The sequence below is a fragment of the Burkholderia stagnalis genome, assembly GCF_039848545.1.
GTDB lineage: Bacteria > Pseudomonadota > Gammaproteobacteria > Burkholderiales > Burkholderiaceae > Burkholderia > Burkholderia stagnalis.
Genome location: NZ_CP156686.1, coordinates 2,541,757 through 2,557,399, shown reverse-complemented (window position 1 = coordinate 2,557,399; position 15,643 = coordinate 2,541,757). Strand labels below are relative to the sequence as shown.

13 protein-coding genes are annotated in these 15,643 nt (G+C 67.1%); 9 read left to right on the top strand and 4 right to left on the bottom strand.

The genetic code is table 11. The annotated features are described in order from the left end of the window. Positions 1-8 precede the first annotated feature (8 nt). Positions 9-1,133, top strand: coding sequence for an adenylate/guanylate cyclase domain-containing protein (locus ABFO07_RS28155; protein ID WP_347469004.1), 1,125 nt, complete (start codon positions 9-11; stop codon positions 1,131-1,133). A 56-nt stretch (positions 1,134-1,189) separates the two neighbouring features. Here ABFO07_RS28155 and ABFO07_RS28150 read toward each other — a convergent pair whose 3' ends face one another. The 3 genes from ABFO07_RS28150 to ABFO07_RS28140 form a co-directional block, all read right to left on the bottom strand. Beyond that, positions 1,190-2,395 (bottom strand): IS110 family transposase, encoded by a 1,206-nt coding sequence (locus tag ABFO07_RS28150; RefSeq protein WP_347469002.1) that lies wholly within the window; start codon positions 2,393-2,395, stop codon positions 1,190-1,192. 287 nt (positions 2,396-2,682) lie between these two features. Further along, on the bottom strand, positions 2,683-3,438 hold the full coding sequence (locus tag ABFO07_RS28145) for an HNH endonuclease (RefSeq protein ID WP_081063088.1): 756 nt from the start codon (positions 3,436-3,438) through the stop codon (positions 2,683-2,685). 295 nt (positions 3,439-3,733) lie between these two features. Continuing rightward, complete coding sequence (locus tag ABFO07_RS28140) at positions 3,734-4,321, bottom strand: abortive infection system antitoxin AbiGi family protein (protein ID WP_124484334.1); 588 nt, start codon at positions 4,319-4,321, stop codon at positions 3,734-3,736. A gap of 357 nt (positions 4,322-4,678) precedes the next feature. On the opposite strand from ABFO07_RS28140, the gene ABFO07_RS28135 reads away from it, so the two are divergent. After that, positions 4,679-5,557, top strand: a complete 879-nt coding sequence (locus ABFO07_RS28135; RefSeq protein ID WP_347469001.1) for a PhzF family phenazine biosynthesis protein — start codon at positions 4,679-4,681, stop codon at positions 5,555-5,557. A gap of 151 nt (positions 5,558-5,708) precedes the next feature. Here ABFO07_RS28135 and ABFO07_RS28130 read toward each other — a convergent pair whose 3' ends face one another. Then, positions 5,709-6,782, bottom strand: coding sequence for an HAF repeat-containing protein (locus ABFO07_RS28130; protein ID WP_059564322.1), 1,074 nt, complete (start codon positions 6,780-6,782; stop codon positions 5,709-5,711). Between the two features lie 542 nt (positions 6,783-7,324). Between ABFO07_RS28130 and ABFO07_RS28125 the strand changes: the two genes are divergently transcribed. The 7 genes from ABFO07_RS28125 to ABFO07_RS28095 all read left to right on the top strand — a co-directional run bounded on the left by ABFO07_RS28125 (position 7,325) and on the right by ABFO07_RS28095 (position 15,364). Continuing rightward, on the top strand, positions 7,325-8,797 hold the full coding sequence (locus ABFO07_RS28125) for an MFS transporter (RefSeq protein WP_347469000.1): 1,473 nt from the start codon (positions 7,325-7,327) through the stop codon (positions 8,795-8,797). A 10-nt stretch (positions 8,798-8,807) separates the two neighbouring features. Beyond that, a complete protein-coding gene (locus tag ABFO07_RS28120) occupies positions 8,808-9,395 on the top strand; it encodes a hydrolase (RefSeq protein WP_347468999.1) in 588 nt (195 codons plus the stop codon). A 50-nt stretch (positions 9,396-9,445) separates the two neighbouring features. After that, the gene (locus ABFO07_RS28115) at positions 9,446-10,609 is read left to right on the top strand and encodes a quinone oxidoreductase family protein (protein WP_060270167.1); all 1,164 of its coding nucleotides are present in this window, start codon (positions 9,446-9,448) and stop codon (positions 10,607-10,609) included. Positions 10,610-10,711: 102 nt separating this feature from the next. Beyond that, positions 10,712-11,950, top strand: coding sequence for a CaiB/BaiF CoA transferase family protein (locus ABFO07_RS28110; RefSeq protein ID WP_430733066.1), 1,239 nt, complete (start codon positions 10,712-10,714; stop codon positions 11,948-11,950). Beyond that, entirely contained in the window at positions 11,947-12,819 is an 873-nt protein-coding gene (locus ABFO07_RS28105; protein WP_059564326.1) for an HpcH/HpaI aldolase/citrate lyase family protein, read from the top strand. Before ABFO07_RS28110 ends, ABFO07_RS28105 begins: the two co-directional genes overlap by 4 nt. After that, entirely contained in the window at positions 12,816-14,348 is a 1,533-nt protein-coding gene (locus tag ABFO07_RS28100; protein WP_347468996.1) for an MmgE/PrpD family protein, read from the top strand. The genes ABFO07_RS28105 and ABFO07_RS28100 overlap by 4 nt, the downstream gene beginning before the upstream one ends. Further along, complete coding sequence (locus ABFO07_RS28095; protein ID WP_059809045.1) at positions 14,345-15,364, top strand: cyclase family protein; 1,020 nt, start codon at positions 14,345-14,347, stop codon at positions 15,362-15,364. The genes ABFO07_RS28100 and ABFO07_RS28095 overlap by 4 nt, the downstream gene beginning before the upstream one ends. Positions 15,365-15,643 lie beyond the last annotated feature (279 nt).

The following is a 15,643-nucleotide window of genomic DNA, read 5'->3' as shown; positions in this document are numbered from 1 at the left end:
GGCCCATCATGAGCGAACCCGCGGCGATCCTCGGCGCGCGCATCCTGATCGTCGACGATCTGGAAGTGAACGTGCTGCTGCTCGAGCAGATCCTGCGCCGGGCCGGCTATGTGAACGTGTCGTCGACGATGGATGCCGCCGAGGTCCATGCGCTGCATCGCGCGCATTGCTACGACCTGATCCTGCTCGACCTGCAGATGCCGGGCACCGACGGCTTCCAGGTGATGGAAAGCCTGAAGGCGCTCGAGGCGGACAACTACCTGCCGGTGATCGTGATCACCGCGCAGCCCGCGCACAAGCTGCGCGCGCTGGAGGCCGGCGCGAAGGATTTCATCAGCAAGCCGTTCGATCTCGCCGAAGTGCTGATGCGGGTGCGCAACATGCTGGAGGTGCGCGTGCTGAACCGCACGCTGCGCGAGCAGGGCGACGAGCTCAAGCGGCTGTATGCGAAGGTCGTCGCCGAGCAGAAGGTGTCGGAGCGGCTGCTGCTGAACATGCTGCCCTATCCGATCGCGCAGCGGCTGAAGGCCCACCTCGACGAGATGCCCGAGCGTTTCCCGCAGGTGATCGCGGACCGCTTCCCGGAGGTGTCGGTGCTGTTCGCCGACATCGTGGATTTCGCGGGCTTCGCGGCTGGGATGAGCGCCGAGCAGCTCGTCGAGATGCTCAACGACATCTTCACCGAGTTCGACGCGATCGCCGACCGGCGCGGCCTCGAGAAGATCAAGACCATCGGCGACGCGTACATGGCGGCGGCCGGGCTGCCGGAGCCGGTGGCCGATCATGCGGCGCGGGCCGCGCACATGGCGCTCGATATGATCGACGCGATGGCGCGCTTCAATGCGCTCAGGGGCGGCGATCTGCAACTGCGAATCGGTATCAACAGTGGCGAGGTGGTGGCCGGTGTGATCGGCAAGCGGAAGTTCATCTACGACCTGTGGGGCAAGGCGGTCAATCTCGCCAGCCGGATGGAATCGCAAGGGGTGGCCGGGCGCGTGCAGGTGACGGATGCGACGCGTGAGCGGCTCGGCGCGGCGTTCGTGTGCGAGGCGCGCGGGACGATCGCCGCGAAGGGGATCGGGGAGCTTAATACGTGGTTTCTGGTTGGTAGGGATGGGGAGACGGTTGGTTGATGTGCGATGCGCTGTGGAAATGGTGGGTTCTTCGGGGGGGGCCCCTATGTCTTTCGTCAAGCGTTAGGGGCTGACTTGGGTTGGTAAATGGTGCCATCACGCAGCATGGCGAACAGGACGTCGCAGCGTCGCCGTGCCAGTGCGATGAGGGCCTGGTTGTGGCGCTTGCCTTGCTGAATCTTGCGCGAGTAATAGGCCCGCGAGACTGGGTCTCGTAAGGCCGCGAAGGCAGAGAGGAACAAGGTTCGCTTGAGCACCTTGTTGCCCCGTCTGGATGGGTGCTCGCCACGGATTGACGAGCCTGAGCGCCGGGTTACCGGGGCAAGGCCAGCATAGGCCGCCAAGTGGGCGGCCGAAGCGAAGGCTTTGTGGGCAACTTCGGTCAGGAGTCTGGCGGCGGTCCTGACGCCGACTCCCGGCATGCTGGTCAGGACCGGCCAAAGAGGGTGAGCAAGCACCAGCCGCTCAACTTCGGCGGCGATTTCGTCACGCTGCTTGCGCAAGGCGGCAAGTTGCTGGGCCAAACGAGGCATGACGATGGTGGCAGCCTGCGTGCCGGGCACGATCACGGCTTGCTCGTTCAGCGCTTGAACGATTTCTGCCGCCAAGTTCTTGCCCATGCGCGGTGCGAGCTTGGTCAGGCGGTTGGAGAGCGTCTTCTCGCTGGCAGCAGCAAGTGCGCTTGGCGACGGATAGCGCTCAAGCAGATCGAGTACCGCTGGATGGTCAAGGCGCGGTCCGAGAACACGCTCGAGCGCCGGATGGATCTGCGTAAGCAAGCCGCGAATGCGGTTGCTGGTTTGCGTGACCTGAGCGGCGAGGTCGTCATCGAAGCCGCAGAGCATGGTGAGTTCGGCGAGCTGCTCGTCGGCCAGTCGAAGCGAGCGCAGCGTATGTGGCATCGAGCGAGCGGCTTCGGCGATGATCGCGGCGTCGCGGGCATCGGTCTTGGCCTCGCCTGCGTGCAAATCAGCGATGCGGCGCATGGCCAGTCCGGGCAGATAGGCGACGAGTACGCCTTCGGCACGGGCGACGGCTACAGGAAGCGCACCGATGGTGGAAGGCTGATCGACGACGAACAGCAGTCGACCATGAGTCTTGAGCTCGGTGATAAGGGCTCGCAGCTTTACCTCGTCGTTGGGTAGCGCCTTGTTGTACAGACGCTTGCCGTTCCGATCGAGTGCAACGGCGTGATGCTGGCCTTTACCGACGTCGACGCCAATGAAGACATCGACGGCGCCATGTTGTTGGGTTTCTTGCATCGCAGTTTATGCAGAGTGAACGGATTGGCCTGCAACAACGGTGGCAAGTCTCGGCATCCACGTTACGGACGGCGTCGGGATATCCCGGCCAAACCCCTATCAGCGATCACCAGCCACCCACCAGGCCCGGTGACAACACCCCCCGGATCATGACTACGACTGGGGGCGGGAATCATGCCGGGCCCGGCTGGCCAAAGCCCCGATTATCGGGGCGTGAAGATAGTAACGGGGCGTGGATGTTGCTGTTCGACCCAATTGGGTCGGTCAAGCTTTGTGAAAGCGGACGCTCAAGATCCACTCGATCGATGGGGTGAGCGGCCCGCAGATTGGATGCCGCATATTGCTCTCCCCTCGGCGACGGTAAGCCAGCGTTTTTCAACGGCGATTGCTCGGTGAAGCAGGCGATGACAGTTTGCACAGAGTAGAGCCAAGTCCGAGAGGCGCGTGATTCGGATGCCCGTACTTGAAAGTGGAATGATGTGATGGGCTTCGAAATGAGCTTCCTCAAGTACCGTATTGGTGGAAAGCGGCGGAGAGTCACACATTTCGCAGAACAACTTCCCACTGCCACGCCTTGATGACAATAGTCGTTCTCTTAACTTTGGCTCTCGCTCCCGGCGCGAATGTAATTCGGTGATTACACGCCCCTCCGCGAACTCGGTATCGAGCTTCAATGGTTTGGCTGACTCGGATGCGGTGACGCCGGCACGGATAAGGTTAGCCAGTGATTTCACCACTGCGGACGATGCCCCAAACTCGGACCACACTGCGCGATCTGTTTCTGAAACGTTCCCTAACCCCTTGCCAGTCGCAATCTGCCGCAAATTCTGGAGTTTGAATGCCACGCCATCGGGGTTTCGAAAAGAATCTTTCCTTGATGCCTCTGCGTGATAAGGAAATCGACGAAGCACTTCGGATAGCGCCTTTACCCGTTCATCGGAACCAGATGGAATCCTTCCATCTAGATCGAAGTAGAGATCAAGCGCGAGGATTGTCTCGTCGCGCGTCCAGTTTGGATTCCCGTGTCCGTGTGTGCGGGCCATAGCTAGCGTGTCCTATATCGATAATCGGCGATCTTACCCGTTGTGTCGGACATCCGATCATGGCCCAATCAGCGACTTGTCCCTGGTCGGCGATCTGCAGGCCCTCTTGCCGCTCCGAATTTCCGCAACCGACCCGGAGTGGTCCATGAATCTCTAGGAGAGCGGACGTTCAACTCCTCAGATTAGCCTGCCCCGGAGCCCGATGGGTGGAGAGTACCGGTAAGGGTCAAGAGAATGGCGAAGCTAAGACCCTTGGTAACGTCTGCTTTGAGCCAACGGTTGGGCTAGCCGTGGATTACCGCTTATTTCCGATGAGGTGCGTCGGCCAGAGATCTTCAATCTTTTTGTACATGTCCATAAAGATAAATTTCTCTCTTCCAATGGAATCCTTTAAATGTTTCGGGAACTTCGCCATATCTTCATATGTATCGAGAATTATAAATTGGATGCTGTTGTGATCAAATTTGAAGTCATGGGGGACGCGCCATTCGCGTTCATGACTATAGTCGATAGTTTTCCCGTTGAGATATTTTTGTTCTTTAAGATGCTCCGGGCGGTATGTTGGAGCAAACGGAGTTACAAACGTATAAAGATCGCTTTCCCACTGTTGTTTTTCGAAATGGTCTGGCCGCACATAGAAGGCAGGGCCGCCGCCTGCCGCAAAGACATGAGGTTTTGTAAAGCCAATTCCGTAGGGCGAGTACTGTTGTGCATGTTCAAGCAGGCTAGACCAAGGGCACTCGGTAAAGCAGACCGCTGGACGCTTGGTCCAGGGTAGTGGTGATGATTTCAGGTTCTGGTCATTTAATATCGAGATCAATTTTTGGTAGGCGTCATCACCTTTAGTGAAATGCGCTAAGAAGTCTGATTGATCCGGTCGCATTGAATGCTCTTATGGTGATTTGTGTGAATGGGCCTAACGTCAATTATCGTCACGGGCGACATCTGCCGCCATCAATAGCAGAATGAAAGAACAAGTAGCCAGGAAACGTGCTCAGCATACCGCATGTAAATGGTGAGCGTCGCTTATAGGGGTGAACTCTCTCTGACCGTTCTTGGCCGAGCGCCGACAGCCTGTCCCACGTTCACCGAGAATCCACGCTGCGACAAAATCAGGCATGCTTCAAGCCATCGACAACCGTTCCCGGCATCGCCAGACGACGCGCGACGTAACCGTCGGCTCGACATACCGCCCGATTCCCGACCCTTTCAACCCCCTTGCCGATACAAGGCACCCGACATGATCACGCATGCCGCACGGGTTCACGCATTCAGCATCAACGGGCAACGCGGCAACGCCGCAATCGTGTTCGCAACCAGCACGCACGAACGAGTAGACGTCGACGCCTGCGCAGCGACGGCCGACCGCCTGCAATGCGAAGTCACCTGGATCCGGCGCGACGCGACACCGCGCGGAAGCGGCTTGCGCTTCTTCACGCCGGGCGGCGAGATCGCGTTCTGCGGTCACGGCACGCTCGCCGCGGCCGCGTGGCTCGCCGCGCGCGACGGCGGCGCAGCCGCGCAGGTGTTCGACGTCGGCGGCGCACCGATCCGCGTCGAGCAGGATGCGCACGGGCGCTGGTCGTACCTGCAGGAAGCGGGCGGCTCGGAGCCGGTCGACGGCGACGCGCTCGTCGACGCACTGGCCGCGCTCGGCCTGCGCAACCCGGACGCGCTGCGCGCGGCCGGCGCGGCGCTCGCGCGCTCGATCGGCGCGCCGCGCGACAAGCTGTTCGTCGCGTTGCCCGACCCGGCCGCGCTGCGCGACATCGCGCTCGACCCCGCGCGCCGCGACGCGCTGTGCACGCGCCTCGACACGACGGGCCTCTATGCCTACGCGGTGTGCGACGCAGCGGCGCCGCGCCTCGTCGCGCGGCACTTCCCGCTGCGCTGCGGCATGCAGGAGGACATGTCCACCGCCGGCATCGCGCCGACCGTGGTGCGCCACGCGGGCTTCGCGGCCGCGGGCGGCGACGTCGTCATCGACCAGGGCGGCCCGGATTGCGGGAACGCGCGCCTCGTCGTGGCGGCCGGCACGGGCTCGGCGCGGCGCGTCGCGGGCGAGTGCGTGATCGTGCGTGAGATGCCGCTCGCCGGCGTCGTCGCTGCGTTGCACTGAACGCGCCTTGCCGGCCGCATTGCGGCGTCGCGCGTCACTTGTTTGGCTCGGCCAAACGGCGTTCCGTGCTCCTTGCACGCGCCCCGAAGGAAGTCCCCTTGGGGGACAGCCGGCAGGACGTTCGCAAGCCCGTTATTAGCGTGACCAGGCCCTACCGGCTCCACATCACCGCGTGCGTCGCACCGGTCGACGTCGTGGCTTCGCCCACCACCTGGCCGAGTTCGTTGATCCCGGCCGCCTGGCTGCGATGGCCGCCGGGCAGTGTGCCGAGATCGGTCATCACGCCGTTCTCGATCAGGATCGCGTGCATGTCCCCGTCGGCGGTATCCGCGAAGCCGACCACCTGCCCGCGGTTGTTGATCCCGGTCGCCGAACTGTAGCTGCCGCCCGGCAGCGTGCCGAGATCGATCATCGTGCCGCGCTGGTACAGGAACGCATGGGTGCTGCCGCTCGCGACGGTCGCGTCGCCCGCCACCTGGCCGCGATCGTTGATCGCGTTCGCATAGCTGTACTTGCCGCCCGGGAGCGTGCCGAGATCGGTCATCACGCCCTTGTCGTACAGGAACGCATGGGGCGGCTCGTGAATGTGCGCGCCGCGCCCGGCCGTGCCGACCACCTGCCCGCGGTTGTTGATCGCCGTCGCGCTGCTGTCGAAGTAGCCCGGCAGCGAGCCGAGGTCATGGAAGTGTCCGTTGTCGTACAGGTATGCATGGCCCTCGCCGTGCGGCCCGTTGTACAGGGTGCCGACCACTTGCCCCCGGCCGTGCTGGTTGATGCCGGCGGCGTCGCTCGCGAAGAAGTCCGGCGGGAAGCCGAGATCCGTCATCAGGCCGCCGTCGTACAGGAATGCGTGCGACGGCTGGCGCGACACGGTGCTCGGGCCCGCGTCGCCGCTGCCGACCACCTGCCCGCGCGCGTTGATCCCGTATGCGAGGCTGACGTCGCCGCCCGGCAGCGTGCCGAGGTCGATCAGCGCGCCTTGCCGGTACAGGAACGCGTGGATGACCACCCCGTCCGGCGCGATCGACGCCCGCCCGACCACCTGGCCGCTGTCGTTGATCGCGGTGGCCGAGCTGTATGCGCCGCCGGGCAGCGTGCCGAGATCCTGGATCGCGAGCGTCTGCGCGGCGGCAGGCTGGATCGCATGGAACGAGAGCAGGGCGAACATCGTCACGGCACGGGAGATGCTGTATCCATGGGCGAAACCCTTGCATGCGAGAGACATGGTTCACTCCTTCGGACGGAGGCGGACGCGCGACGGGGCGTGGCGGCCGGCGCACGTGCAGGCCGGTGAATCGGATCGCGATATGCATGAAACGCGCCATGCCCGTCCGCGCGGCGATCGCGCGCGTGCGGCGCTGCGGGCAAGTCGAAAGCGTTTCATCGCGGCAACGCAGCAGGCGCTATCCGGTGCATCGCGGCATCCGCTAGAGCACCCCCTCTGATGCGGCATCGCACTGCGGCATAAAACTGTCATCCAGGGTGTTATTCGCACTTCATGCGCGGCAGCCCGCATGGCGTTCGCACAGGCCGCCGCGCTGCGCCGATTCGCCTGCCGGGCAAGGCTGGCGCGGCAGGCGGCGTTGCCATACGCAAGCTGCCGCGCCGCATCGATCACGCCACGCCGCATGCGCGGCATTCAAGCGACGAATGTGTGCATCGCAACAATCCATTTCATCCGACGCAATCGAAACGGTAAGGTGAACGCACGTTCGAAATTCAGCGAACCACGCGAATCATGTTGCACATCCCTTACACGACGACGCCATGAAACCGACACCCGATCGACGCGAGCATGCGACCCAACCGGCCCCTTCGGCCGGCCCGCGCCTGCCCGCGCGGCTGGTGGGCCCGATCGTGCTCGGCACGCTGTTGAACGCGCTGAACTCGTCGATGATCGCGGTCGCGCTCGTCAGCATCCAGCAGGCATTCGCGCCGGCCGGCGCGGCGCATGCGCGCACCGACACGATGTGGCTCGTGTCGGGCCTGTATCTCGCGACGGCCGTCGGCCAGCCGACGATGGGGCGGCTCGCCGACCGCTTCGGCGCGAAGCGGATCTTCTGCATCGGCCTCGCGATCGTGCTGGCCGCGTCGGCGCTCGCGCCGTTCGCGCCGACGCTCGGCTGGCTGATCGCATCGCGCGTCGCGCTCGGCCTCGGCACGTCGGCCGCGTATCCGGCCGGCATGGCGATGATTCGCGCGTGGTCGCAGCAGCATGCGAACGGTGCGACGCCGACGGGCGGCCTCGGTGCGATCTCGGTCGCGGCGCAGGTGGCCGTCGCGTTCGGGCCGCCGCTCGGCGGCGCGCTCGTGCAGTTCGCGGGCTGGCGCGCGATCTTCTGGATCAACGTGCCGATCGTGCTGGCCGCGTTCCTGCTCGCGTGGCTGTGGATCCCGGCCGACCCCGCGTGGCGCGGCGCGTCCGCGCACCGCACGCTGCGGGCCACGCTGCGAGAACTGGATCTGCCCGGCGTCGCGCTGTTCGTGCTGACGCTCGCGAGCCTGCTGCTGTTCCTGCAGTCGGTGTCGCGCGAGCCCGACTGGCTGCTGCTCGCCGCGACGCTCGTGCTGTGTCCGCTGCTGATCCATCGCGAGCGGCAGGCCGCGACGCCGCTGATCGACATCCGCATGCTGGCCGACAACCGCGCGCTGCTCGGCACCTACCTGCGCTGCATCGGCACCTACGCGGTGTTCTACGCGATCTTCTACGCGCTGCCGATGTGGCTGCAGGAGGCGAAGCGCCTGTCGGCGGCCGACGCGGGCCTCGTGATGCTGCCGATCGCCGGCATCGGCACGGTGGCGACGATGCTCGCGACCCGCATCGCGCACCGCCGCGGCTCGCGGCCGGTGCTGATCATCGGCTCCGCGATGCTGTGCGTCGGCAGCGTCGTGATGAGCCTGATGACCAGCAGCCTGCCGGTCTGGTCGATCGTGCTGCTGTCGATCGTGTTCGGCGTGCCGAACGGCTTCAACAACCTCGGCAACCAGGCGACGCTCTACCAGAGCGCGCCGCACGACCGGATCGGCACCGCGTCGGGGCTGTACCGCACCGCGCAGTACGTCGGCGGCAGCCTGTCGTTCGCGCTGGTCGGCCTCGCGCTCGGCCATCCGGCGAGCGATCGCGGCTTGCGCGAGCTGGCCATCGTGCTGGCCGTGATCAGCGTGCTGCTCTTGCTCAACGCGGCGTCGAGCCGGCATCTCGACGGCGCGGCGTCTTCTTCCGTTCCACAACAAAAGTGAGGCTTTCGACATGTCCATTCCGACGCTCAACCGCACGGTTGCCCTGGTGGCGATCGACCTGCAGAACGGCATCGTGTCGCTGCCGGTCGTGCCCTACACCGGCGCGCAGGTGGTGGCCACGACGGTGCAGCTCGCCACCGCGTTCCGCGCGCTGCAGCTGCCCGTGATCTACGTGCACACGAGCTACCAGCCGGACGGCGGCGTGGCATTGAAGGTGAAGACCGACGCGCCGTCGGCGCCGCCGAATCTCGACCCGAACTGGAGCGCGTTCGCGCCGGCGCTCGGCGTGCAGCCGTCCGACATCGTCGTGACGAAGCACCAGTGGGGCGCGTTCACCGGCACCGACCTGGACGTGCAGCTGCGCCGCCGCGGCGTCACCGATGTCGTGCTGACCGGCATCGCGACCAACATCGGCGTCGAATCGACGGCGCGCCAGGCTTACGAGAACAACTACAACGTCGTCGTCGTCAGCAACGCGGTGAGCACGTCGTCGACCGACGCGCAGCACTTCGCGCTGACGCAGATCTTCCCGAAGCTCGGGCAGGTCGCCGCAGCGGCCGACGTGGAGGCGGCACTGGAGCAGGCCCTGGCGCGCTGAGCGGCGCGAACCGTTCGGCATGCCACCTAGTCATTAACCGAGGAATGACGATGATCAAGACCGATGCATGGGTGCTTTACGCAGGACCGGAACCGGGCAAGCAGCACGCGCCCGTCGCGGGCGAGCTGCGGCGCGAAACCTTCGAGTTTGCCGACCTGGCCGCCGACGAGGTGCTCGTCGAGCCGCTGTACGGGTCGTGGGAAGCGAACCTCGACCATGCGCTGTCGCGCAACCCGGTCGACATCTGCCGCCAGCGCCGCGAGGACAAGATCGTGCTCGGCAACGGGGCGCTGGTGCGGATCGCGGAGCGCGGCAGCGGCGTGACGTCGCTGACGGAAGGCGAGATCTGCATGGTGATGCCGTTCGGCAAGCGCGACGAATACGGGTTCGCGGAACTCGTCTACGCGTACGATGCGCCGGGCACGATCGGCGTGATGGCGCAGCGCACGAAGATGCGCGCCGACAACCTCGTGCCGGTGCCGACCGACAGCCGCCATTCGCTGCTGCAATGGGCGACCTACGGCCGCTACTTCACCGCGTGGGACAACTGGAAGGTGGCGTCGGCGTGCTGGCGCTCGCAGTTGCCGGACGTCGACCCGGCCGACTACCTGGTGTTCGGCTGGGGCGGCGGCACGACGCTCGCCGAGCTGCAGCTCGCGAAGCGCGAGGGCTTTCGCGTCGCGATGACGGCGAGCAACGACCGCCGCCTCGAGGAGCTCGCGAAGCTCGGCATCACGCCGGTCGACCGCCGCAAGTTCCCGAACCTCGCGTACGACGACGCACGCTACAAGAGCGATCCCGAGTACCAGGCGAGCTACCGCGAGTCGGAGCGCGTGTTCGCGGAGACGATCGCCGAGCTGAGCGGCGGGCGCGGCGTCGCGATCTTCCTCGACAACCTCGGCGGCGCGCTGTATCGCGCGACGATGCGCGTGGTCGGCCGCACCGGCATCGTGACGACGGTCGGCTGGAAGACCGGCATGCGCCTGTGGAACCTGCGCGCGACGGAATGCATCAACCGCCGCCTGCACATCCATACGCACGCATGGCGCTACGACGACAGCATCACGATCCGCGACTTCCAGGAATCGACCGGCTGGATCGGCCAGGAGCCGACCGAGATCTTCGATTTCGACGAGGTGCCGAAACTGGCGGCCGATTACCTGAACGGGAAGATCCAGTCGTATTTCCCGATCTACCGGATCAACGCCGTCTGACAGGCAGGGTGCGCGCCGCGTTCGCTTCGCTGCATGATGATTAGTCATGCAGATGATGGCGACGCGCGGCGCGCCGTTCGATTTCTTTGCATGGAGAACGCCATGGCCTCTGTGGAAGCCGAGGATGTCGACGCCGGCACGGCGTCGGAAAGCACCCGGCCGGCGCCGCTCGACGGCATTCGCGTGATCGACGCCGCGACGCTGTTCGCGGGCCCGCTCGCCGCGACGATGCTGGCCGACTACGGCGCGGACGTGATCAAGGTCGAGCACCCGGACGGCGACCCGGCGCGCAAGTACGGCGCGCGCCGCGACGACGTGCCGCTGTGGTGGAAGGTGCTCGCGCGCAACAAGCGGGCGGTCACGCTGAATCTCGGCACGCCCGATGGCCAGCGGCTGTTTCGCGAGCTGGCCGCGCAGGCGGACGTGGTGGTCGAGAACTTCCGGCCCGGCACGCTGGAGCGCTGGGGGCTCGGCTACGACGTGCTCGCCGCGCTCAACCCGCGGCTCGTGCTCGTGCGGGTGACGGGCTTCGGCCAGTTCGGCCCGTATGCGAGCCGCCCCGGCTTCGGCACGCTCGCCGAGGCGATGAGCGGGCTCGCGTCGGTCACCGGCGAGGCCGACGGGCCGCCGCTGCTGCCGTCGTTCCCGCTCGCGGACACCGTCGCGGGGCTGAACGCCGCGTTCGCGATCATGACGGCGCTGAAGGCGCGCGAGCGCACCGGGCGCGGGCAGGTGGTCGATCTCGCGATCATCGAGACGATGCTCGCGGCGATGGGCGCGCAGATCGCGAGCTACGACCAGACGGGCAAGGTGCCCGCACGCACCGGCAACCGCTCGCCGAACAATTCGCCGCGCGGCGTGTACCGCACGGCGGACGGCAAGTGGGTCGCGCTGTCGACGTCCGCGCACAGCATCGCGGAGCGCGTGATGCACCTGGTCGGCCGCGCGGACTTGATCGACGCGCCGTGGTTCGCGAACGGCGTCGAGCGCGCGAAGCACGCGGACGAGCTGGACGCGGCCGTGGGCGGCTGGATCGCGCAGCGCACGCGCGACGACGTGATCGCCGAGTTCGAGCGCGCGCAGGCGGCGGTTGCGCCGATCTACGACGTCACCGACGTGCTCGACGATCCGCAGTACGCGGCGCTCGGCTCGGTCGTGTCGGTGCCGGACACGGAGCTCGGCGCATTCCGCACGCACAACGTGCCGTTCCGGCTGTCCGATACGCCCGGCGCGATCCGCTGGGGCGGCCCGCCGCGCGGCACGCACAACGACGAAGTATTCGGCGCATTGGGCCTGGAGCGGCGCGAGATCGCCGATTTGACCGAACGAGGCGTGATATGAAAACCAGCGCGACTTACCGCAGTTACCTGTACGTGCCCGCGCACAAGGCGCAGGTCGTGGAGAAGGCGTATGCGAGCGAAGCCGATGCCATCGTGCTCGACCTGGAGGATGCCGTGCCGGCCAGCCACAAGGCCGAAGCACGCAAGGCGGCTGCCGCGATTCTCGCGGACGGCCCGCCGAAGCCGACGTACGTGCGGATAAACCCGATCGCGAGCCCGTGGTGCCGCGACGACGTCGACGCGATCGCGCAGCCCGCGCTGAAGGCGCTGCGCCTGCCGAAGTGCGACCTGCCGCAGCACATCCAGGAAGTGGCGGGCTGGCTCGACGCGCTCGGCTGCGACGCGGGAATCCAGATCCTGATCGAATCGGCGTACGGCGTCGAGACGGCCTACCCGCTCGCCACCGCGTCGCCGCGGCTGGAGCGCATCGGGCTCGGCGAGAGCGACCTGCGCGCCGACCTGCAGATCGGCGTCGACAACTTCACGCTCGAGGTGTGCCGCGCGCGCTGCGTCGTGGTGTCCCGCGCGGCCGGGCTGGCCGGGCCGATCCAGACCGTCTATCACACGCTGCCCGATCTCGACGGCCTGAAGGAATCGACGCTGCGCGCGAAATCGATGGGCTTTCTCGGCCGCTTCGCGATCCATCCGTCGCAGCTCGCGGTGATCAACGACGTGTTCACGCCGTCGGAGGACGAGATCCGCGCGGCCGAGCGCGTGCTGGAGGCGGTGGACGCGGCGGCGGGCAAGGAATCGGCGTCGTCGGTGTTCGTGCTGCCGGACGGCCGCGTGGTCGCGCCGCCGCTGATCGCGAACGCGCGCGTGACGCTCGCGCTCGCGAACAATCTTCGACTCAGTGGAGCGCTGGCATGAGCACGCCCGACACGATTTCCGCCCCCTCCGCCGCGCGCGCCGAACGGCCGGCGGCGGCCCGCCCCGGCGCGGGCGACGCGGCGCTGCCGCCCGACGGCATCGTCGCCGCGCTCGGCCACTTCGCGGCGGCGGCGCGCGCCGACGGGCTGAGCCGCACGCTGCGCGCCGAGGCTGCCGCGCGCGTGCTCGACGTGGTCGGCAACAGCCTGATCGCGCACGGCGAGCCGGTCGCGCAGTCGGTGCTGCAGGTCGCGCGGCGCTGGGCCGGCAGCGGCCGCGCGAGCGTGATCGGCGCGCCGGACCGGCTGCCGGCCGCGAGCGCCGCGCTCGTCAACGGCACGCTCGCGCATGCGATGGATTTCGACGATTCGCACATGCTGTCGGTGCTGCATCCGAGCGCGTCGGTGATCCCGGCCGCGCTCGCCGCCGCGCAGGCGAGCGGCGCGTCGGGCGCGGCGCTGCTCGACGCGATCACGGTCGGCACCGAGATCTGCATCCGGCTCGGCGTGGCCGCGTACAACGCGCGGCTCGGCAATTCGGTGTTCTTCGAGCGCGGCCAGCATGCGACGTCGATCTGCGGCACGCTCGGCGCGGCGGCCGCCGCGGCGATGCTGTTCGGGCACGACGCCGCGCAGATCGCCGCCGCGCTCGGGATCGCCGCGAGCATGGGCGCGGGGCTGCTCGAAGCGAACCGCACCGGCGGCTCGGTGAAGCGGATCCACTGCGGCTGGGCCGCGCATGCGGGCGTGAGCGCGGCGGAACTGGCCGGCGCGGGCGTGACCGCGCCGCCCACCGCGCTCGAAGGCCGCTTCGGCTTCTTCCACGCGTGGTGCGGCGACCTGGCCGACGCCGGCGCGGTGCTGCGCGACCTCGGCGACGAATGGGAAACGAGCCGGATCATCTTCAAGCCGTATCCGTGCAACCACTTCACGCATCCGGGCATCGACGCGGCGCTGCAGCTGAAGGCGGACGGCGTGACGGCCGACGACGTGGTGTGGGCCGAGCTGCGGGTCGCGACCTCGACGCTGCGCACGATCGGCGAGCCGGCCGAGCTGAAGGCGAACCCGCCGAACGGCTATGCGGCGGCGTTCTCGGGGCCGTACACGGTCGCGGCCGCGCTGCTCGGCGGCGGCGGGCTCGGCGTGTGGTTCGACGATTTCGACGACGCGCGCGCGCAGGAGCCCGCGCGGCGCGCGCTCGCCGCGAAGGTGCGCTGCGTCGCCGATCCGTGGTGCGACGCGCGCTTCCCGAATTTCCTGCCGGCCGTGCTGCGCGTGAAGCTGCGCGACGGCGAGGAGCGGGAGGTGCGGATCGAGTCGAGCAAGGGCACCAACGCGCGGCCGCTCACCGAGCAGGAGCTCACCGCGAAGTTCGTGCTGGCGGCGAGCTCGGCGATCGGCATGACGCGCGCGCTGGCGCTGCGCGACGCGGTGCGCGAACTCGTGGACGACGCGCCGCTCGATGCGCTCGCCGCACTGACGTCCGGCGTGCGGCCTCACGCCGGTCAGCCGGGAGGGCTCGCATCTTGAACGCACCGCGCTGGAACAAGCGGCCGCCCGGCTCGAACTGGGGGGATTTCGGCCCGGACGACCAAAAGGGGCGGCTGAACTGGCTGACCCCGGAGAAGGTGCGGCAGGGCGTGGCCGAGGTGCGCGCCGGGCTGTCGTTCTCGCTGAGCCTGCCGCTCGACGTGCCGCGCGGCGGCGGGCTGAACGCGCGGCGCCGGCCGCCGGCGATCATGCCGGCGCTGCTCGGCGGCAAGCCGTACTTCGGCTATCGCGCCGACGAACAGGTGGCGAACGCCACCGATGTGGTCTGCGACGATTCGTTCTGCATGCACTCGCAGTTCTCGACGCAGTGGGACGGCTTGTCGCACGTGGGCGGCCTGTTCGACGCGGACGACGACGGCGTGCCCGAGATCGTGTTCTACAACGGTTTCCGGATGGGCGAGCACCTGCGGGTGCCGCAGGAGGGCGATGCGGCGGGCGGCGCGCGCGCGCTCGGCATCGAGGTGATGGCGCAGACGGGCGTGCAGGGGCGCGGCGTGCTGATCGACCTGCGGCGCCACTTCGGCGACGCGCGCACCAAGGTCGGCTTCGACCAGCTGATGCGCGTGATGGACGCGGACGACGTGCGGGTCGAGCGCGGCGACATCGTCTGCCTCCACACCGGCTTCGCCGACCTGCTGCTGCACGACGACGGCGGTTCACCGGCGACGGTCGGCAGCGCCTGCGTGCTGGACAGCAGCGACGTGCGGCTGCTGCGCTGGATCGACGAATCGGGCCTCGCCGCGCTCGCGGCCGACAACCATGCGATCGAGGAGCGTCCGTACAACGCGCAGCCGCTCGCGCAGCCGGGCGCGCTGATGCCGCTGCACGAGCTGTGCCTGTTCAAGCTCGGCATCCACCTCGGCGAGCTGTGGCACCTGACGCCGCTCGCCGGCTGGCTGCACGCGCACCGCCGAAACCGGTTCCTGCTGACTGCGCCGCCGCTGCATCTGCGCGGGGTGGTCGGCTCCCCGGTGAATCCGGTCGCGACCGTTTAGGGCCCGTTCCCGCTCATAACGGGCTTGCGCTGGCGGCCAGCCCCACTATGGAGTTTTTGTCACATTCGCAAGCCCGTTATGAGCGGGAACAGGCCCTGGCGCGGGCGGCGGGTTTGTGGCGGCCGCCGCCCGTCTTTTTTTGCGCTGCAACCCGATCGCACAATATGGAAAACCAATTGCCGATTGGCGAGCGAATCGGAAAAATCAGGGCGTAGAACCGGATTTAATTTAAAAAACCATCCAATATCGGCGGCTATAGAAAAATTATCCGCGCGTCAA